The organism is Micromonospora citrea (genome assembly GCF_049629545.1).
Taxonomy (GTDB): Bacteria; Actinomycetota; Actinomycetes; order Mycobacteriales; family Micromonosporaceae; genus Micromonospora; species Micromonospora citrea_A.
The window spans coordinates 82,216-100,472 of record NZ_JBNADX010000002.1 but is presented as its reverse complement, the minus strand read 5'-3'; the positions used below and the strand labels follow the sequence as shown (position 1 = coordinate 100,472).

Below are 18,257 nucleotides of genomic sequence, written 5' to 3'. Positions count from 1 at the left end.
CGGCGTGGGACCATCGGGCCATAGAAATATTACGCTGAGTGTGGATACTGGCGTGGGTGGAGCTTCCTCTCGTTGCGGTCCTGCTCGCGGTGGGACTCTTCCTCGGATGGGGCGTGGGCGCGCAGTACGCCCGGGCCAGACGCGGCTGGAACGACTACAAGGCCGCCAAGAACGCCGTGCCGGGCGCCCGGCGGACCGCGTGGCTGCTGGTCCGGGCGGTCACCACCAAGGTCGGCGTGATCGCGCTGCTGCTCGTCGGCGCGGTCGCGTACGCCGCCGTGGGGCCCGACCACGAACGCGCCGAGCCGGCCCCCAGCCCGTCACCGACCGCTTCCACCGAGGCCGGCGTGAAGGAGCGCTAGCCTCGGGGCGTGGATGACGGACTGCGGGTGACCGACCGGTGGATCGTGCCCGCCGCCGAGCTGCGGGAGCGGTTCTCCCGCTCGTCCGGCCCGGGCGGGCAGGGGGTCAACACCACCGACTCCCGGGTGGAGCTGAGCTTCGACCTGGCCACCTCGCCCAGCCTGCCCCCGGCGCTGCGGACGCGGGCACTGGAACGGCTGGCCGGCCGGCTGGTCGACGGGGTGCTGACCATCGCCGCCAGCGAACACCGGGCGCAGCTCGCCAACCGGGAGGCGGCCCGGGAGCGGCTGGCCGCGCTGCTGCGCGAGGCCGTCGCACCGCCGCCCCCGCCCCGGCGGCCCACCCGTCCCTCGCGCGGGGCCAAGGAACGCCGGCTGGCCGAGAAGAAGCGCCAGTCGCAGCGCAAGCGGGACCGGCGGGTCGACGGGGACTGACCGGGAAAGCCGACGTACGCGCGCGGCGCGTGCCTACGCTGCGGACATGTCCGGCGACACCCTCGTCACCCTGCGCGGCCGCACGGTGCTGGCCTGCGCCGCCGACGGGCCGAAGCTCTGCGAGGGCGCGGACGCGCTGCGGGTGATCGGCGAGGCGGCCGGCTACGGCGCGCAACTGGTGGTGGTCCCGGTACGGCGGCTGGCCGTCGAGTTCTTCACCCTGCGTACCGGGGTGGCGGGGGAACTGGTGCAGAAGTTCGTCAACCACCGGCTGCCGCTGGTCGTGGTCGGGGACATCTCCGTGCACGTGGCACGCAGCGCCGCGCTGCGCGACTTCGTCACCGAGGCCAACGAGGGCCACCAGCTCTGGTTCGTCGACACCATGTCCGAGCTGGAGGAGAAGCTGCGCCGGCAGGGTGGGCCCGCCATCGGCTGAGCCGGCCGGAGCGCGCCGCCCCGCCCGCGCGACGGGCCCCTGGGCGGCAGGGCGTTGAGTTCGATGATGTTCGATGCTGGAATGGCCGTGGGAGCAAGGGCCGTCACCGACCGCACACACCGTCACGTGACAGGAGTACCCCTCACCATGCCCCGAAGGCCGTTCGTCTCCGCCCTGCTCGCCGCGCTCGCGGCCGTCCCGCTCGTCCTGCTCTCCGGGCTGGTCGCCGCCGCGCCCGCCCGCCCGGCCGCTGCCGCCGCGCCGGTACGCGTCATGCCGCTCGGCGACTCGATCACCGGGTCACCGGGCTGCTGGCGGTCGATACTCTGGAACCGGCTCCAGTCCACCGGCCACACCGACATCGACTTCGTCGGCACCCTCGGCCCGCAGGGCTGCGGCCAGCCGCACGACGGGGACAACGAGGGCCACGGCGGGTACCTGGTGACCAACGTCGCCAACCAGAACCTGCTGCCCGGCTGGCTCTCCGCCACCCGGCCCGACATCGTGCTGATGCACTTCGGCACCAACGACGTGTGGAGCAACATCCCGCCGGCCACCATCCTGGCCGCGTACAGCAGGCTGGTCGACCAGATGCGGGCCAGCAACCCGGCGATGCGGGTGATCGTCGCGAAGATCATCCCGATGGCGCCGGCCTCCTGCGCCGAGTGCGGCCAGCGGGCCGTGGCGCTCAACAGCGCCATCGACGGCTGGGCGGCGGGGAAGACCACCGCGCAGTCACCGGTCGTCGTGGTCGACCAGTGGACCGGGTTCAGCACCGCCACCGACACCTACGACGGGGTGCACCCCAACGCGGCCGGCGACCAGAAGATGTCCGACCGCTGGTACCCGGCCGTGGTGGCCGCCCTCTCCGGCACCATCCCGAGCCCGACGGTCAGCCCGACCGTCTCGCCCAGCCCCACGGTCAGCCCCACCGCGACGCCCACGTCGACCCCGTCCTCCCCGGTGGCCTGCGCCGCCACCTACCGGATCACCAACCAGTGGCAGGGCGGCTGGCAGGGCGAGGTGACCGTGCGCAGCACCGGCACCGCCCGGACCACCGGCTGGCGGGTCGGCTTCACCCTGCCCGACGGCCAGCGGATCACCCAGGCGTGGAACGCCGAGCTGACCCAGAGCGGCACGGCCGTCTCCGCGCGCAACGTGAGCTGGAACGGCGTCCTGGCCGCCGGCGCCGAGGCCACCTTCGGGTTCCTCGGCAGCACGACCGGCACGCCCACCGTGCCGACGGTGAGCTGCACCGCCGGCTGAGTCGCGGTGCCCGACGGCCCGTGTCCCGTGGGGCGCGGGCCGTCGGCATCGTCCGCCACCGACGGTACGACCCGGCGCCCCTCGACCCGGCGCCTCTCGGCCCGACGCCCTGTCGACGAGCGGGGCGGTCAGCCCAGCGCCGCCAGCAGCCGCCCGCGCAGCACGGCCGCCCGTTCGGCGAAGTCCCGCTGGGCGGCGGCGTACTCGGCGCGGCCCTCCGGGGTCTCCACCCGCACCGGGGCGTACCCGAGGGCGGCCAGGTCGTACGGGCTGGCCCGCATGTCCAGCGCGCGGATCTCCCGGGCCAGGGCGAAGCAGTCCGCCACCAGCTCGCTGGGCACCAGCGGGGAGAGCTTGTAGGACCACTTGTAGAGGTCCATGTTGGCGTGCAGGCAGCCCGGCTGCTCCAGCGCGTGCTGGCTCTCCCTGGTCGGCGTGAGCAGGTTCAACGGCCGGGCCGGCGGGGTGAAGAACCGGTACGCGTCGAAGTGGCTGCACCGAACGCCGCGCTCCTCGACCACCGCCGCCGTCCGCTCCGGCGTCAGGCGCAGCGGCCAGGCGTTGTGGCGTACCTCCTCCTGGGTCTGCCGGTAGACCATCGCCCACTCGTGCATCCCGAAGCAGCCCAGGTGCGCCGGCCGGCCGGCGGTGGCGGCGAGCAGGTCACGGATCCAGGCGACGGACCCGGCCCGGCGCGCGCGTACCCGATCGGTGTCGAGGGTGACCCCGGCGGCGTCGGCGCGGTAGTCCGGGCCGAACTCGGCCGGGTCCGCGTCGCGCAGCACCACCCCCGCGCCGGGGTGCCAGCGGCGCAGCTGGGCCGGGCGGTGCGAGTAGTAGGTGAAGAGGAAGTCCTCCACCGGGTGCTTCCCACCCGCCTGGCGGCGGGCCAGGTGCGGCGTCAGCCAGGCGTCCACCCGCTGCTCGTGCGCGGCGCGCCGGGCCTGCCAGTCGGCCGCGTCGAGGGCGGCGGGGGCGAGGGCGGCGGTCACCCGTTCAGGGTACGACCGCCGCCCGTCCGCCGGTCAGGGCACGTCCACCCGGACCCCGGCGGAGAAGACCCCGCTGCGTAGTTCGAGCTGTTCCGGCTTCTGCGTCCCGTTCATGGTGAAGACCAACGGCAGCACCACCCGGCTGTTCGCGGCGACCGGTTGGGCGAAGACGTCGCGGCCCAGGTTGGCCATCCGGGTGGCGTCCGCGTCGGTGGTGACCCAGTTGCCGCCCCGCAGGTAGGCCCGTTGCAGCTCGCCGTGCCAGGTCTGCTGCTCCGGCGTGACGTTGCGCACCCCGACGGTGGCCTGGCACCGCCGCGCCGACCCGGAGGCGTTGGCGCAGTCCACCCGGTAGACGGTGAACTCGAACGACTGTTCCCGCAGCGGCACCCCGACGGCGCCGGTGGCGCTGCGACCCACCCAGGCGCCGCTGGTCGGCTGCTTGGCCGTGTCGATCGCGGACACCCGCCGGGTGGCGGTGAACACCGCCGTCGAGACCACCACGGCGAGCACCACCACGGCCATCCCGACGATCGCCCAGACCGGTGGTCTGCGGCGTCGCCCCGGCGCGCCGGGGGCGGCCGGTCGCGGGTAGACGGTGCCGCCGGGAGCGGCGGGGCCACCGGCGTACGGCGGGACGCCCGCAGCCGTCGACGCCGCGCCGGTCGGCTCGGCCGGCCGCCGGCGGGCGCGCCGCCACATCCAGGCGCCGGCAGCGCTCAGCACCAGCAGCACGACCAGCGTCGCGGCCAGGATCGGCGGCTGTCGCCAGGCCGGGGCCGCCTCCTCCACCTCAGCGGCGGGCACCGCCGCGCTCTGCCAGGTGGCGGTGGCGCAGTCGTACGGCCGGTTGCCGTCGCCGGTGAAGGCGCAGGCGGGCGCGGTGAGCGCCCGGCCCGGCGCGGTGACCGCGAGCGCGGTGTCCAGTGTCGTGGTACTCCGGGCCGGCAGGCGCAGCCGCCAGGTCACCTCCCCGGTGCTGTTCGGCCCCGGGACGCGGGTGGCCCGGCCGCCGGCGCTCACCGCCGTCGTCGACGAACCGGCCGGCAGCTCCTGCCGCACCGTGGTCTCGATCGGGGTGGTGGCGTCGTTGTGCACGCGGATCCGGTAGCCCGGCGCGGGCGTCCCGGCCGCCGTCACCGACACGGTGACCGGCGGGGCCGGCCGGGGCGCGCCCGGCGCGGTCGTGGCGCCCATCCCCGGGGCCGGCACGGCCGGCGTCACCGGGATCACCGCCCCGGTCGCCGCGACTCCCGGCGTCTCGCGCGCCCCTGGTGCCGCCACCGGGGCGAGCGCCCCGGTCGGGCCGGGTACCGGGCTCGTCGCCGCCGACGGCGCCGGCCTGGTGGCTGCGGCCGTCGTCGGCGGCGCCGGGCTGGTGGCCGCGGCCCGCGATGGCGCCGGGGCGACCACCGCCGGTGCGGCCTCGGCTCTCGGGGACGTCGCCGCGGGCAGGGCCGGCACGGCGGCGAGGATGCCCAGGCCGTGCACGAACACGGCGAGGGCCCTGTGGTGTCGTCTCGATGCAGGCATACGAACGAACCTCCGCAGCCGACGCTAGGGGCGCGTCACCTCCGGCCGGGTACGAAGTGCCGAAGACCGCCCCCGCCGGCCGCCGATGGCGTACGCTGCGCCGACGCGCGGGTGCCCGGGCCGTCGCCGGGCTCGGGACGCACCGGTGGGGGCTAGATTGGCCTGGTGCGTATCGCTCGTTTTGCTCATGCCAAGGGAATGTCGTTCGGGGTCGTCGAGGGCGAGCCCGGGGCCGGGCCGCAGGGCCTGACCATCGCCGAGATCGAGGGTCACCCGTTCGGCCCGATCCAGTTCTCCGGCGCCCGTTGGGCGCTCTCCGACGTCCGGCTGCTCTCGCCGATCCTGCCGAGCAAGGTGGTCTGCGTCGGCCGCAACTACGCCGAGCACGCCGCCGAGCACGGCAGCGAGGTGCCGAAGGAGCCGCTGCTGTTCCTCAAGCCCTCCACCTCGGTCATCGGGCCGCGGGACGCGATCCGGTTACCGATCTTCTCCAGGCAGGTCGAGCACGAGGCGGAGCTGGCCGTGGTGATCGGCGCGCCGGGCGCGCGGCGGGCCGACCGGGCCGCCGCGGAGAAGGCGATCTTCGGCTACACCTGCGCCAACGACGTCACCGCGCGGGACCTGCAACGCTCCGACGGACAGTGGACCCGGGCCAAGGGCTTCGACTCGTTCTGCCCGATCGGCCCGTGGATCACCACCGGCCTGGACGTCTCCGACCTGGAGGTCCGCTGTGAGGTCGGTCGCAACCCGGAGGAGATGGAGGTACGCCAGCTCGGCCGGACCAAGGACATGGTCTTCGACGTGCCGGCGCTGGTGTCGTACATCTCGCACGTGATGACGCTGCTCCCCGGCGACGTGGTGCTGACCGGAACCCCGGCGGGGGTTAGCCCGCTCACGGAGGGGGATACGGTCACCGTGCGGATCGAGGGGATCGGCGAGCTCACCAACCCGGTGGTCCCGGTCGCCTGATGCGTCCGACGCCCTGTTTCCGCAGGTCAGAGGCGGTTCGGGGGGTTGGATTTGGCCTGTCGGCGCGGGGAGGGTAAAGTTCTTTCTCGGCGCCGCAAGGGGCCAATGGGGTATGGGGTAATTGGCAGCCCGACTGATTCTGGTTCAGTTAGTCTAGGTTCGAGTCCTGGTACCCCAGCGCAACCGCGGATTCGCGAGAGTCCCGGACGCTGGATTCTGGCGGAGTTCCGCTCCTCCCCTCCTCGGAGGGGTGGCAGATGATCTCTGGTAGAGTGCAGCTTCCCCGCCCGCGAGGGTGGGGAAGCAATGTGAGTTCTGGCCCCGTCGTCTAGCGGCCCAGGACGCCGCCCTCTCAAGGCGGTAGCGCCGGTTCGAATCCGGTCGGGGCTACAGCGCTGACAGCCCGTTCCACCTCGGTGGGACGGGCTTCTTCGTGTCCCCGTCGCCCCACATGGGTGGACCGGGCCGAGTGGCCCCCGCGTCGTCCCGGGAAAGCGGTGCCGCTAGACTACAACCGCACCGCTCGTCAGGGCGGTGATGCAGGAAAAGTGCCTGGCCCCGTCGTCTAGCGGCCCAGGACGCCGCCCTCTCAAGGCGGTAGCGCCGGTTCGAATCCGGTCGGGGCTACAGAGCAGGAACGGCCCGTCTCGCTGACCCGCGAGACGGGCCGTTCGCCGTTTCGGCCGGGTTCGCGTTCGGCCGGGTTCGCCGTTGCGGCTGGGGCTGCTGCGTCGGGTGCCGGGCGAGGGTGCCCCGGTCGTGAAGGTGCCCCACTCTCACTGAGCGTGCAGCCCGCCTGTCGTTACTCAGCGTGCATGCCGCAGCCGGGTCGCCTGATGCCCGTCGCGTCCTTTGCTCTGCAGCCACCGACGCGCCACCGCCCTGAACAGCGATAACGTGACGGGAGCGCGTCACAGCCGAGGCTCGGCCGGTCACCTTGAGTGGCTGGTGCGTATATGGCAGCAGAGCAAAGGTGTCGGGCCATGGGCCTACTCCCTTGGCGTGATCTGACGCACAGTGACCGTCGCGAGGATGTTCGCACCGGTCCGGCCTTCGCCCGGCGTCCGGCTCCCAACGCCGATCCGCCGGGGTCCGCTGCCGATCCGCCGGGCCCGCTGCCGATCCGCCGGGGCCTGCTGCCGAGCCTGGCGGCCCGCCGTCGAGCCTGGCGGCCGAGCTGCGGTCAGAGGCCGGAGAGGCGTTGCCCGGCGCGGACCACCGCCATGGCGTGGCGTTCGCCGGGGCGGCGGCCGAGGCGCTCGATCGGGCCGGAGATGCTGATCGCGGCGATCACCCGGCCGGTGCGGTCCCGGATCGGGGCCGAGACACTCGCCACCCCCGCCTCCCGCTCGGCGACGCTCTGCGCCCAGCCTCGACGACGGACCTCGGCCAGGGTGCGGCCGGTGAACTTCGACCGGGGCAGCAGCGGCATGACCGCCTCCGGCGGCTCCCAGGCGAGCAGGATCTGCGCCGCCGAGCCCGCCGTCATGGGCAGCACCGAGCCGACCGGCACGGTGTCCCGCAGGCCGCTGGCGCGCTCGGCGGCGGCCACGCAGACGCGCTCGTCGGCGCGGCGCAGGTAGAGCTGGGCGCTCTCACCGGTGGCGTCGCGCAGCGCGGCCAGCAGCGGCTCCGCCGCCGTCAGCAGCACGTCCGGAGCGGCGTTGGCCAGCTCGCCGAGCCGGGGCCCGGGACGCCAGCGCCCCTGGGTGTCCCGGACCAGCATCCGGTGGATCTCCAGCGCCTGTGCCAGCCGGTGCGCGGTGGCCCGGGGCAGCTTGGTGCGTTCAACGAGTTCGGCCAGGCTGGCGCCGTCGACACAGGCGGCCAGGATGACCACCGCCTTGTCGAGGACGCCGACACCGCTCATACTGTGTCCCACAAGCCGAAATTTACCTCCCAGAATTTAGGATGTCCAGATGGTGGGAGTCACTCGACCGAGGACCCTGGCCGAGAAGGTCTGGGACGCGCACGTCGTACGGACCGCCGAGGGTGAGCCGGACCTGCTCTACATCGACCTGCACCTGCTGCACGAGGTGACGAGCCCGCAGGCCTTCGACGGGCTGCGCCTGGCCGGCCGCCGGGTCCGCCGTCCCGATCTCACGCTCGCGACCGAGGATCACAACACCCCGACCGGGTACGACGACCCGTCGTTCCGGCTGCGCCGTGGTGACCTGCTCACCATCGCGGATCCGACCTCGCGTACGCAGATCGAGACGCTGCGCCGCAACTGCGCCGAATTCGGCCTGCGGCTGCACCCCCTGGGCGACGAGAACCAGGGCATCGTGCACGTCATCGGCCCGCAGCTCGGCGTCACCCAGCCCGGCATGACCATCGTCTGCGGCGACTCGCACACCGCCACCCACGGCGCCTTCGGGGCGCTCGCCTTCGGCATCGGCACCAGTGAGGTCGAGCACGTCCTGGCCACCCAGACGCTGCCCCAGGCCCGGCCGAGGACCATGGCGGTGAACGTCACCGGTGAACTCGGCCCCGGCGTCACCGCCAAGGACCTGGTCCTCGCGCTGATCGCCCAGGTGGGCACCGGCGGCGGACGCGGCCACATCGTGGAGTACCGGGGCGAGGCGATCCGTGCCCTGTCCATGGAGGGCCGGATGACGGTCGCGAACATGTCCATCGAGTGGGGCGCCAAGGCCGGCCTGATCGCGCCGGACGAGACCACCTTCGCGTACCTCCAGGGCCGGCCGAACGCCCCGCAGGGCGCCGACTGGGACGCCGCGGTGGCCTACTGGCGGACCCTGCCCACCGACGCCGACGCCACCTTCGACGCCGAGGTGACCCTGGACGCGAGCCGGATCACCCCCTTCGTGACCTGGGGCACCAACCCCGGCCAGGGCGCGCCGCTCGGCTCGGCCGTGCCCGACCCGGAGGAGTTCGTCAACGAGGCGGAGCGGACGGCCGCCCGCCGGGCGCTGGAGTACATGGACCTCACCCCCGGCACCCCGCTGCGCGACCTCGCGGTCGACGTGGTCTTCGTCGGCTCCTGCACCAACGGCCGGTTGGAGGACCTGCGCGCCGCCGCGGACGTGCTGCGCGGCCACACGGTCGCCGACGGCGTACGGATGCTGGTGGTGCCCGGCAGCGCGGCCGTGCGGGAGGCGGCCGAGGCGGAGGGGCTGGACAAGGTCTTCGCCGACGCGGGCGCCGAGTGGCGCTTCGCCGGCTGCTCCATGTGCCTCGGGATGAACCCGGACACGCTCAAGCCCGGCCAGCGTTCCGCCTCCACCTCCAACCGCAACTTCGAGGGCCGCCAGGGCCGGGGAGGGCGCACCCACCTGGTGTCCCCGCCGGTCGCCGCCGCCACCGCCGTGGTCGGCCGGCTCGCCGCCCCCGCCGATCTGTAGAAGGGCAGCCGAGAGATGGACAAGTTCACCACCCACACCGGCACCGCCGTGCCGCTGCGCCGGTCCAACGTGGACACCGACCAGATCATCCCGGCCGTGTACCTCAAGCGGGTGACCCGGACCGGTTTCGCGGACGGACTCTTCAACGCGTGGCGGGAAGATCCGCAATTCGTGCTCAACGATCCCGCGTATAACGGTGCGTCGATTCTCGTGGCCGGCCCCGAGTTCGGCACCGGATCCTCGCGGGAGCACGCCGTCTGGGCGCTGCGGGACTGGGGCTTCCGCGCGGTGATCTCTCCCCGCTTCGGTGACATCTTCCGGGGCAACGCCCTCAAGGAAGGGCTCCTGCCGGTGGAGTTGGAATTGGGAGCGGTCGAGGAGATCTGGGACCGGATCGAGTCCGACCCGCGCACTCCGCTGACCGTCGACCTGACCGCCCGTCAGGTTCGCCTCGGCGAGTCCACCTGGTCGTTCCCGCTGGACGACCACAGCCGCTGGCGGCTGATGGAGGGCTTGGACGACATTGGACTCACCCTCCGGCACGCCGACGACATCACCGCGTACGAGGCCACCCGGCCGTCCTTCAAGCCCGCCGTGGCATAGCCGTACGCCGCACCACTCATCGGTTTTCGCCCCCACCGGTTCGCCCGGTGGGGGCGAATCCGTTACGACACAAGGGCTTTTTTCCACCGAATGTTTGTGTCCCGGCAGCACAGGGCATACCGTGCGCGCAGAATGGCTCGCGTCGAGTCAGTTGCACAATCGGGAGGAAGTCGTGAACAAGGCCGAGCTCATCGAGGCGCTCGCCGCTCGCCTGGGGGACCGGAAGACGGCGACGGCCGCGCTCGACGCGGTCCTCGCTGAGGTCCAGGCGGCGGTCACCAAGGGCGAGAAGGTGGCGATCACCGGTTTCGGAGCGTTCGAAAAGCGTGTCCGAGGGGCCCGAACAGCGCGCAACCCACGTACCGGTGAGGCGGTGAAGGTCAAGAAGACGTCCGTCCCGACCTTCCGCGCCGGCGCCGGCTTCAAGGAGATGGTGGCCAGCGGCAAGGTGCCGAAGGCCGCAGCCCCGGCGAAGAAGACCGCCACGGCGGCCGCCAAGACCACCGGGGCGAAGGCGACGGGGGCCAAGGCGACCGGTGCGAAGGCCGCCGGTGCGAAGGCCGCCGGTGCGAAGGCCGCCGCCGCCAAGAAGACCACGGCCACCGCCGCCGCCAAGAAGACCACGGCCACCGCCGCCGCCAAGAAGACCACGGCGGCCAAGGCCACCAAGACCGCGGCGGCGAAGACCGCCACCAAGAAGGCCGCCCCGGCGAAGAAGACCGCCGCGGCGACCAAGGCCACCGCCGCCAAGAGCACCGCCGCGGCGAAGAAGACCACGGCCGCCAAGAGCACCGCCGCGAAGAGCGCCGCGGCCAAGAAGACCACGGCGAAGAAGTCGCCGGCCAAGAAGGCCGCCACCAAGCGCTGATCTCCGCGTACGACGCACAGGGCGCCCGCCGCGACGGTGGGCGCCCTTCGCGTGTGCCCGGTCAGAGGCGGTCGGCGGCGAGCAGCCGGTCGGCGGTGAAGGCGAGCAGCCAGCCGCCGCCCTTCGGGGTGGTCCAGTCGCCGGCCCGCCCGGTCAACCGCTCCAGCGCGCCCGGGATCACCTTGCCCTGGCTGCACACCCCGACCGACGCGCCGGCGGCGGCCAGCTCCACCAGCCGGCCGGCCGCGGCCAGCGCGCACTCCTCGCGCTGCTGGCCCGGACGCGGCTCGTCCAGGTCGCCGCAGACCTCGATCGACAGGTCCAGCAGGGCCGCCGCCGGGGCGAGGGTCTGCACGCAGCGGCGTGCCGACGCCGACAGCAGCCGGGTCGGGCGGACCAGCGCCAGCAACGGCGCCAGCGCCTCGGCCTGGGCCTCGCCCTCGGCGTCGAGCGGGCGGCCGTCGTCCGGGCCGGACCAGGTGGCCCGCCTGCCGGCGTGCCCGTGCCGGACCAGCGCCATCGTCGCGGTCACCGGGGGCAGCGCAGCGAACGCGGCCAGCACCTCCGCGTCGTGCGGATAGCTGACCAGCCGGACCGCGTCGTCGACGCCGAGCCAGCGCACGTCGTCGACCTCGGTGTCCGGCTGGAATCCGCCCTCGCCCACCGCCCGCATGGACCAGTAGTCGACCGCCTTGGACCGGCCCTCGCTGCGGTAGCGCACGGTGGGCAGCCGGACCTGCGGGACGGCCCGCACGTCGCTCTCCTCGGCCACCTCGCGGACGGCGGCCAGCATCGGATGCTCGCCGGACTCCAGCTTCCCCTTCGGCAGCGACCAGTCGCCGTAGCGGGGGCGGTGTACCAGGCAGACCTCGACGCCGCCGTCGGCCGGCCGCCAGGCCACCCCGCCGGCCGCCCGGATCCCGACCGGTTCCTCGTCCACCATCTGGTCACCCTACGTCCGGGGCGGCCCCCCGTACGGGCCGCTCGGCTTCCTCCACCGCCCCACCCGGCCGTGCGCCCTCCGCGCCGGACGGCCGGTACGTCCGCCGGTTCCCGTCCGCCGCGTTCCGGCCGGCGCCTCGCCGGGTGGTGAGCACAGGCCGGCGAGGCACAGGCGGTCAGCCGGCCGTGCCGCCGACCCGGCGCAGCAGCAGCTCCTGCAGGTCGACCAGCGGCTCCTCGGCGCTGCCGGTACGCCGGGTCCAGGTGCCGTCGGCGGCCAGCTCGAAGGCGTCCACCTCGGCGCTGAACGCGGCGGTCAGCACATGGTCCAGCTCGGCACGGGCCACCGGGTCGCTGACCTGCACCAGCGCCTCCACCCGGCGGTCCAGGTTGCGGTGCATCAGGTCGGCCGAGCCCATCCAGAACTCGGCGTCGCCGTTGTTGCCGAACCGGAAGATCCGCGAGTGCTCCAGGAACCGGCCGAGGATCGAGCGGACCCGGATGTTCTCCGACAGCCCCGGCACCCCGGGGCGCAGCGTGCACATGCCCCGGATCAACAGGTCCACGTGCACCCCGGCCCGGGAGGCCCGGTAGAGCGCGTCGGTCACCTCCTCGTCGACCAGGGCGTTCACCTTGAACTGCACCAGCCCCGGCATGCCGAGCCGGACGTGCGCGATCTCCCGCTCGATCCGCTCGACCAGGCCGCGCCGGATGCCCTGCGGCGCCACCAGCAGCCGCCGGAACGTGGTCTGCCGGCTGTACCCGGTGAGGACGTTGAACAGGTCGGTCAGGTCGGCGCCGATCTCCGGGTCGGCGGTGAGCACCCCGAAGTCCTCGTAGAGCCGGGCCGTCTTCGGGTGGTAGTTGCCGGTGCCGATGTGGCAGTAGCGGCGGATCTGGTTGCCCTCCTGGCGTACCACCAGCGCGGTCTTGCAGTGCGTCTTGAGGCCCACCAGGCCGTAGACGACGTGGCAGCCGGCCCGCTCCAGGGTGCGTGCCCAGCCGATGTTGGCCACCTCGTCGAAGCGCGCCTTCAGCTCCACCAGCACCACCACCTGCTTGCCGGCGGCGGCCGCGTCGACCAGGGCGTCGACGATCGGGGAGTCGCCGCTGGTGCGGTAGAGGGTCTGCTTGATGGCGAGCACGTCCGGGTCGGCGGCGGCCTGCTCGATGAAGCGCTGCACGCTGGTGGCGAACGAGTGGTACGGGTGGTGCACCAGCACGTCGCCGTCGCGCAGCGTGGCGAAGACGCTGCGCGGCACCTCGCCCTCGGCGAGGCGGGGGTGGGTGGCCGGCACGAACGGCGGGTCCTTCAGGTCCGGGCGGTCGGCCTCGCCGTAGAGCTGCCAGAGCGCCGACAGGTCGAGCAGCCCCGGCACCCGGAGCACGTCGTGCCCGTCCATGTCCAGCTCGCGGACGAGCAGCTCCAGCATGTGGTCGGAGATCGAGGCGGCGACCTCCAGCCGTACCGGGGGTCCGAAGCGGCGGCGGGCCAGTTCCCGTTCCAGCGCCTGGAGCAGGTCCTCGTCCCGGTCCTCGTCGACCTCCACCTCGGCGTTGCGGGTCACCCGGAACAGGTGGCACTCCACCACCTGCATGCCGGAGAAGAGCTGCCCGAGGTGCACCGAGATCAGCTCCTCGACCGGCAGCATGTGCACCCCGGGCCGGTCCTTGGCGACCCGGACGAAACGCGGCACGTTGTTCGGCACCTTGACCCGGGCGAAGAGCTCCGAGCCGCCGTCCGGGTCGCGGACCGCCACCGCCAGGTTCAGCGACCGCCCCGAGATGTACGGGAACGGGTGCGCCGGGTCCACCGCGAGCGGCGTCAGCACCGGGAAGATGTGCTCGCGGAAGTAGGTGCGCAGCCGCTCCCGTTCCGGGTCGTCCAGCTCGGCCCAGCGCAGGATCCGGACGTCGGCCTCGGCGAGGCGGGGCAGCACGTCGTCGACGAAGCAGGCGGCGTGCCGGGCGACCAGGTCGGCGGTCTTCTCGGTGATCCGGTCCAGCTGGGTACGCAGCGGCAGCCGGTCCCCGCCGCGTACCGGCAGGCCGGCGGAGAGGCGGCGCTTCAGGCCGGCCACCCGCACCATGTAGAACTCGTCGAGGTTGCTGGCGAAGATGGCCAGGAACTTCGCCCGCTCCAGCAGCGGGGTGCGCGGGTCCTCGGCCAGCGCCAGCACCCGGGCGTTGAAGTCGAGCCAGGAGACCTCGCGGTTGAGGAAGCGGTCCTCCGGCAGCGGCTCGTGGGCCGCCGTCGGGTCGTCCGGGCCCGGGGCGGGCCGCTGCCCCGGGTCCAGCACCTCGTCGAGTCCCGCCGAGGCGCCGGCGGCGCCGGAGCCGGGGGTGTCGGGCGTCGTGGCGACGACGTCCTCGGGGCTGCGGGGGGCGCGGCCGCCGCGACGGCGGGCGCCGTTGCGGGGGACCGTCGCCTCGGTGGCGTGCGGTGGGCTGGTGGGGTGCTCCCGAGGGGTGCTCACCCGCTCATAATCACCCGATTACGGTTAACTGAAAATGAACTCCGACCGGGTCGGTCAGGCCATCGTCGGGAACGTCACCCGGACGACCGTTCCGTCCGGGTCCCGCTCCACCCGCAGCCGCTGCCCGAGGCGGAGCAGCCGCAGCCCGGAGGCGTCGAAGGCGCACGCCGGGAAGGCCAGCTCGGTGCCGTCGTCCAGCAGCAGCACCCCGGTGCGGGTCTGTGCGTCGAAGCTCGCCACGGTGCCCTGCATGACAGCACCGTACACGGCGTGGTCAGGGGCAGGGCGCCAGCAGCGCGGCGCTGTGCGGGCCGAGCCCGAGCCGGGCGGCGGCGGCCAGGTCGGCGGCGGTGTCCACGTCCCGGCGCAGGGTGGGCCAGTCGCCGTGCAGCGGGAGCGCCCCGCCGGCGGCGTGCGCCGCCGCCGAGCCGACGCCGAACCGGGGCTCCAGCGCGACGCCCGGCGGCGCGGCCAGCAGCACGGTGCCGCTGCCCGGCGCGTCGGCGACGAACCGGCGTACCCCCGGGGTGTCGGTGGCGGCCGCGAGCAGCGCGGCGGCCAGCTCGGCCGGGCGCAGCGCGGGCAGGTCCGCGGTGAGGCCGGCGACCCATCCGCGGCCGGCGACCTCGGCGCCGTGCCGGAAGGCGGCGTTGAGCCCGGCGTCCGGCCGGTCCGGGACCGCCCGGGCGCCCGCCGCGCCGGCCGTGGCCGCCACCGCCGGGTCGGCGGTGACCACCAGGACCTCGGCCACCGCCGGGCAGGCCACCGCCGCGCGGACCGTGTCGGCCGCCAACGCCAGCGCCAGCTCCTCGTGCGGTACGGCCGGCAGCGCGCCCCGCAACCGGCTCTTCGCCGCGTCGAGGCGCTTCACCGGCACCACCACGGTCCAGGTCGGCTGCACGTGACAATCCTGCCAGCGTCGCCTGCCGGTACCCTCACTGGCCGTACCCCGGGCGAGCAGGCATGATTTCCGCTGCGGGCCACACCGCGGGGGTCGACGAGGAGGCAGGGTGACACGGCGCAGGCTGGGCTTCTGGCAACGATTCGCCGTGGTGCTGGTCAAGCCGGTGATGCTGCTCTGGACCCGGCGTACCTGGCGCGGCGCCGAGCAGTTGCGCCGCGAGGGCGGGATCATCCTCGTGCCCAACCACCTCTCGCACGCCGACCCGCTGGTCTCCGCGCACTTCATCTACGAGGCCGGACGCTGGCCGCAGTACCTCGGCAAGGTCAGCGTCTTCCGGGTGCCGGTGATCGGCTGGATCCTGCACCGGTGCAAGCAGATCCCGGTGGAGCGGGAGACCGTCCACGCGGTGAAGTCGCTGGACAAGCTGGTCGCCGCCCTCGACGCCGGTGGCGCGGTGGTGATCTACCCGGAGGGGACGATCACCCGCGAACCGCAGCTGTGGCCGATGAAGGGCAAGACCGGGGCGGCCCGGCTGGCGCTGGCCACCGGCGCGCCGGTGATCCCGGTGGCGATGTGGGGGCCGGAGAAGCTCTTCGACCCGCGCACGAACCGCTTCGGGCTGCGGCCCCGCACCCCGGTGACCGTGGTCGCCGGCCCGCCGGTGGACCTGGGCCGCTGGGCGGGCGCGACGCCGACCCGGGCGGTGCTGGAAGAGATGACCGACGAGATCATGCTGACCTTGCGTGACCTGCTCGCCGAGATCCGGGGCGACACGCCGCCACCGCTGTGGGAACGTCCCGCCCGTCCGCGTACTCCCGAGGTGACCGAATGAGCGAGCGCAGCGAGGTGACGGCATGAGCCATGTGGCGGTGCTGGGGGCGGGTTCCTGGGGGACCGCCTTCGCGAAGATCCTCGCCGACGCCGGCCGGGACGTGACGATCTGGGCGCGCCGGGAGTCGGTCGCCGAGGCGATCCGCACCCACCGGCGCAACCCGGACTACCTGACCGACATGCGGCTGCCCGAGCGGGTCACCGCGACCGGCGACGCCGCCAAGGCGATCGCCGGCGCCGAGGTGGTGGTGCTGTCGGTGCCGTCGCAGACGCTGCGCGGCAACCTCGCCGACTGGGCCCCGCACCTCGCCCCCGACTCGACCCTGGTCTCCCTGATGAAGGGGATCGAGCTGGGCACCACCAGGCGGATGAGCGAGGTGATCGTGGAGACCGCCCGGGTCACCCCGGACCGGGTGGTGGTGGTCTCCGGCCCCAACCTGGCCCCCGAGATCGCCGACGAGCAGCCGGCCGCGACCGTGGTCGCCGGCACCGACGCCCGCCGGGCCGAGCTGGTGCAGCGTTCCATCCGCACCCCGTACTTCCGTCCGTACACCAACGACGACGTGATCGGCTGCGAGCTGGGCGGCGCGGTCAAGAACGTGATCGCCCTGGCGTACGGGATCGCCACCGCGATGGGCTTCGGCGACAACACCCGGGCGATGCTGATGACCCGTGGGCTCGCCGAGACCGCCCGGCTCGGTGTGGCGCTCGGCGCCGACCCGATCACCTTCGCCGGCCTGGCCGGCATGGGTGACCTCGTCGCCTCCTGCTCGTCGCCGCTGGCCCGCAACCGCACCTTCGGCGAGCACCTGGGCCGGGGGGAGACCCTGGAGCAGGCGCAGGCGGCCACCCGGCAGACCGCCGAGGGCGTCAAGAGCTGCCTCGCCATCCGGGACCTGGCCCGGGCGCACGGGGTGGAGATGCCGATCACCGAGCAGATCGAACGGATCTGCCACGAGGGGATGGACCCGAGACTCGCCGTGGACGCCCTGATGAGCCGTACCGCCAAGCCGGAGTCGTACGAATGAGCGCGGGGGACTGGCACGACGGCACCCGCTGCGTGCACGCCGGCCTGCCCGATCCCGCCCCGGGCGACCCGTTCCTGCCCGGGCCGGTCTTCGCCGCGCCGTACCACCTCGACCCGTGGGAGGGTCCGGCGGCGAGCCCGAACGGCTACGGCCGGCCGGACAACCCCACCCGCCGGCTGCTGGAGACGGCCATCGGCGAACTGGAGGGGGGCGACTGCCGGGTCTTCGCCAGCGGGCAGGCGGCCATCACCGGGCTGCTGCTGGCCCTGCTGCGCCCCGGCGACCGGGTGCTGCTCCCCGCCGACGGGTACTTCCCGGTCCGCGCCTTCGCCACGGCCACGCTGGAGGGCATCGGGGTCTCCGTCGGGTTCGTGCCGACCGCCGGGCCGTACCCGTCGTTCGACGGCGTCCGGTTGCTGATGCTGGAGACCCCGGCGAACCCGGGGCTGGACGTGGCCGACGTCGCCGCGCTCACCGCCGAGGCGCACGCCGCCGGCACGCTGGTCGTGGTCGACAACACCACCGCCACCCCGCTCGGGCAGCGCCCGCTGGACCTGGGCGCCGACCTGGTCGTCGCCTCCGGCACCAAGGCCCTGACCGGGCACTCCGACCTGCTGCTGGGCTACGTCGCGGCCCGTTCGGCGGAGCTGCTGGAGACGCTGACGGCCTGGCGTACCACCACCGGCGCGGTGCCCGGGGCGTTCGACGCCTGGCTCGCCCACCGGTCGCTGGCCACGCTGGACCTGCGGCTGGCCCGGCAGTCGGCCAACGCGGCGGCCGTCGTCGAGCTGCTCGCCGGGCGGGCCGACGTGACCGGCCTGCGCTGGCCCGGGCGGCCGGAGGACCCGGCGTACCCGGTGGCGTCGGCGCAGATGCGGCGGATGCCCGGGGTGCTCTCCTTCGACCTCGGTGACGCCGCGCGGGTCGCCCGGTTCGTCTCCGCGTCCCGGCTGGTCGCCGCCGCCACCTCGTTCGGTGGCCTGCACACCACGGCCGACCGGCGGGCGCAGTGGGGCGACGACACCGCCCCGGGCTTCGTCCGGCTCTCCTGCGGGGTGGAGGACACCGCCGACCTGGTGGCCGACATCGCCGCCGCCTTGGACGCCGCCGGGCCGGCCGGTCCGCTATCGTGATCGGCGACCCGCTGGGGTCCCGACCGGAGGAGGTGAGTCCGATCCACCAGTACCGAGGACCGGCGCTCCCCTCCGCGTCCCCGTCGCCGGAGTAGGCGACGGCGGGAGCGCCGACG

At 74.0% G+C, this 18,257-nt stretch carries 18 protein-coding genes and 3 tRNA genes; 14 read left to right on the top strand and 7 right to left on the bottom strand.

Annotation, left to right across the window (positions count from 1 at the left end; genetic code table 11):
- Positions 1-56 precede the first annotated feature (56 nt).
- From ACPFP2_RS03085 to ACPFP2_RS03070, 4 genes are all read left to right on the top strand, one after another.
- On the top strand, positions 57-362 hold the full coding sequence (locus ACPFP2_RS03085) for a hypothetical protein (protein WP_424085869.1): 306 nt from the start codon (positions 57-59) through the stop codon (positions 360-362).
- Between the two features lie 9 nt (positions 363-371).
- Positions 372-797, top strand: coding sequence for an alternative ribosome rescue aminoacyl-tRNA hydrolase ArfB (gene arfB, locus ACPFP2_RS03080; RefSeq protein ID WP_424085867.1), 426 nt, complete (start codon positions 372-374; stop codon positions 795-797).
- Between the two features lie 46 nt (positions 798-843).
- Entirely contained in the window at positions 844-1,233 is a 390-nt protein-coding gene (locus ACPFP2_RS03075; protein ID WP_424085865.1) for a DUF4180 domain-containing protein, read from the top strand.
- A gap of 147 nt (positions 1,234-1,380) precedes the next feature.
- Complete coding sequence (locus ACPFP2_RS03070; RefSeq protein WP_424085864.1) at positions 1,381-2,499, top strand: cellulose binding domain-containing protein; 1,119 nt, start codon at positions 1,381-1,383, stop codon at positions 2,497-2,499.
- A 128-nt stretch (positions 2,500-2,627) separates the two neighbouring features.
- Here the strand turns inward: ACPFP2_RS03070 and ACPFP2_RS03065 are convergent, their stop codons facing one another.
- Both ACPFP2_RS03065 and ACPFP2_RS03060 read right to left on the bottom strand, forming a co-directional pair.
- On the bottom strand, positions 2,628-3,491 hold the full coding sequence (locus tag ACPFP2_RS03065) for a 3-methyladenine DNA glycosylase (protein WP_424085862.1): 864 nt from the start codon (positions 3,489-3,491) through the stop codon (positions 2,628-2,630).
- Positions 3,492-3,524: 33 nt separating this feature from the next.
- Positions 3,525-5,024: a hypothetical protein gene (locus ACPFP2_RS03060; protein ID WP_424085860.1), complete on the bottom strand. Its 1,500-nt coding sequence runs from the start codon at positions 5,022-5,024 to the stop codon at positions 3,525-3,527.
- A gap of 165 nt (positions 5,025-5,189) precedes the next feature.
- On the opposite strand from ACPFP2_RS03060, the gene ACPFP2_RS03055 reads away from it, so the two are divergent.
- The 4 genes from ACPFP2_RS03055 (at position 5,190) to ACPFP2_RS03040 (ending at position 6,620) form a co-directional block, all read left to right on the top strand.
- A complete protein-coding gene (locus tag ACPFP2_RS03055) occupies positions 5,190-5,993 on the top strand; it encodes a fumarylacetoacetate hydrolase family protein (RefSeq protein ID WP_424085858.1) in 804 nt (267 codons plus the stop codon).
- Positions 5,994-6,099: 106 nt separating this feature from the next.
- Positions 6,100-6,171, top strand: a tRNA-Gln gene (locus tag ACPFP2_RS03050).
- Between the two features lie 139 nt (positions 6,172-6,310).
- Positions 6,311-6,383 (top strand) — tRNA-Glu (locus ACPFP2_RS03045).
- Between the two features lie 164 nt (positions 6,384-6,547).
- A tRNA-Glu gene (locus tag ACPFP2_RS03040) sits at positions 6,548-6,620 on the top strand.
- A 556-nt stretch (positions 6,621-7,176) separates the two neighbouring features.
- Here the strand turns inward: ACPFP2_RS03040 and ACPFP2_RS03035 are convergent.
- Entirely contained in the window at positions 7,177-7,863 is a 687-nt protein-coding gene (locus ACPFP2_RS03035) for an IclR family transcriptional regulator (RefSeq protein ID WP_088977837.1), read from the bottom strand.
- 49 nt (positions 7,864-7,912) lie between these two features.
- Here ACPFP2_RS03035 and leuC point away from each other — a divergent pair, with 49 nt between their 5' ends.
- The 3 genes from leuC to ACPFP2_RS03020 all read left to right on the top strand — a co-directional run bounded on the left by leuC (position 7,913) and on the right by ACPFP2_RS03020 (position 10,826).
- Entirely contained in the window at positions 7,913-9,355 is a 1,443-nt protein-coding gene (gene leuC / locus ACPFP2_RS03030) for a 3-isopropylmalate dehydratase large subunit (protein ID WP_424085855.1), read from the top strand.
- Positions 9,356-9,370: 15 nt separating this feature from the next.
- Positions 9,371-9,958: a 3-isopropylmalate dehydratase small subunit gene (gene leuD, locus ACPFP2_RS03025; RefSeq protein WP_424085853.1), complete on the top strand. Its 588-nt coding sequence runs from the start codon at positions 9,371-9,373 to the stop codon at positions 9,956-9,958.
- A gap of 172 nt (positions 9,959-10,130) precedes the next feature.
- Complete coding sequence (locus ACPFP2_RS03020) at positions 10,131-10,826, top strand: HU family DNA-binding protein (protein WP_424085851.1); 696 nt, start codon at positions 10,131-10,133, stop codon at positions 10,824-10,826.
- Between the two features lie 61 nt (positions 10,827-10,887).
- On the opposite strand, the gene ACPFP2_RS03015 is transcribed toward ACPFP2_RS03020, so the two are convergent.
- From ACPFP2_RS03015 to cofC, 4 genes are all read right to left on the bottom strand, one after another.
- A complete protein-coding gene (locus ACPFP2_RS03015) occupies positions 10,888-11,769 on the bottom strand; it encodes an NUDIX domain-containing protein (RefSeq protein WP_424085849.1) in 882 nt (293 codons plus the stop codon).
- Between the two features lie 175 nt (positions 11,770-11,944).
- Positions 11,945-14,245: an RNA degradosome polyphosphate kinase gene (locus ACPFP2_RS03010; RefSeq protein WP_424085847.1), complete on the bottom strand. Its 2,301-nt coding sequence runs from the start codon at positions 14,243-14,245 to the stop codon at positions 11,945-11,947.
- A 54-nt stretch (positions 14,246-14,299) separates the two neighbouring features.
- A complete protein-coding gene (locus ACPFP2_RS03005; protein ID WP_424085846.1) occupies positions 14,300-14,497 on the bottom strand; it encodes a cold-shock protein in 198 nt (65 codons plus the stop codon).
- 22 nt (positions 14,498-14,519) lie between these two features.
- A complete protein-coding gene (cofC, locus tag ACPFP2_RS03000) occupies positions 14,520-15,146 on the bottom strand; it encodes a 2-phospho-L-lactate guanylyltransferase (RefSeq protein WP_424085844.1) in 627 nt (208 codons plus the stop codon).
- Between the two features lie 109 nt (positions 15,147-15,255).
- Between cofC and ACPFP2_RS02995 the strand changes: the two genes are divergently transcribed.
- Genes ACPFP2_RS02995 through ACPFP2_RS02985 form a run of 3 tightly spaced genes read left to right on the top strand, consistent with a single transcriptional unit; the run spans position 15,256 to position 18,141 of the window.
- On the top strand, positions 15,256-15,981 hold the full coding sequence (locus ACPFP2_RS02995) for a lysophospholipid acyltransferase family protein (RefSeq protein WP_424085842.1): 726 nt from the start codon (positions 15,256-15,258) through the stop codon (positions 15,979-15,981).
- Positions 15,982-16,003: 22 nt separating this feature from the next.
- Positions 16,004-17,008 (top strand): NAD(P)H-dependent glycerol-3-phosphate dehydrogenase, encoded by a 1,005-nt coding sequence (locus tag ACPFP2_RS02990; protein WP_424085840.1) that lies wholly within the window; start codon positions 16,004-16,006, stop codon positions 17,006-17,008.
- The gene (locus ACPFP2_RS02985; protein WP_424085838.1) at positions 17,005-18,141 is read left to right on the top strand and encodes a cystathionine gamma-lyase; all 1,137 of its coding nucleotides are present in this window, start codon (positions 17,005-17,007) and stop codon (positions 18,139-18,141) included. The genes ACPFP2_RS02990 and ACPFP2_RS02985 overlap by 4 nt, the downstream gene beginning before the upstream one ends.
- Positions 18,142-18,257 lie beyond the last annotated feature (116 nt).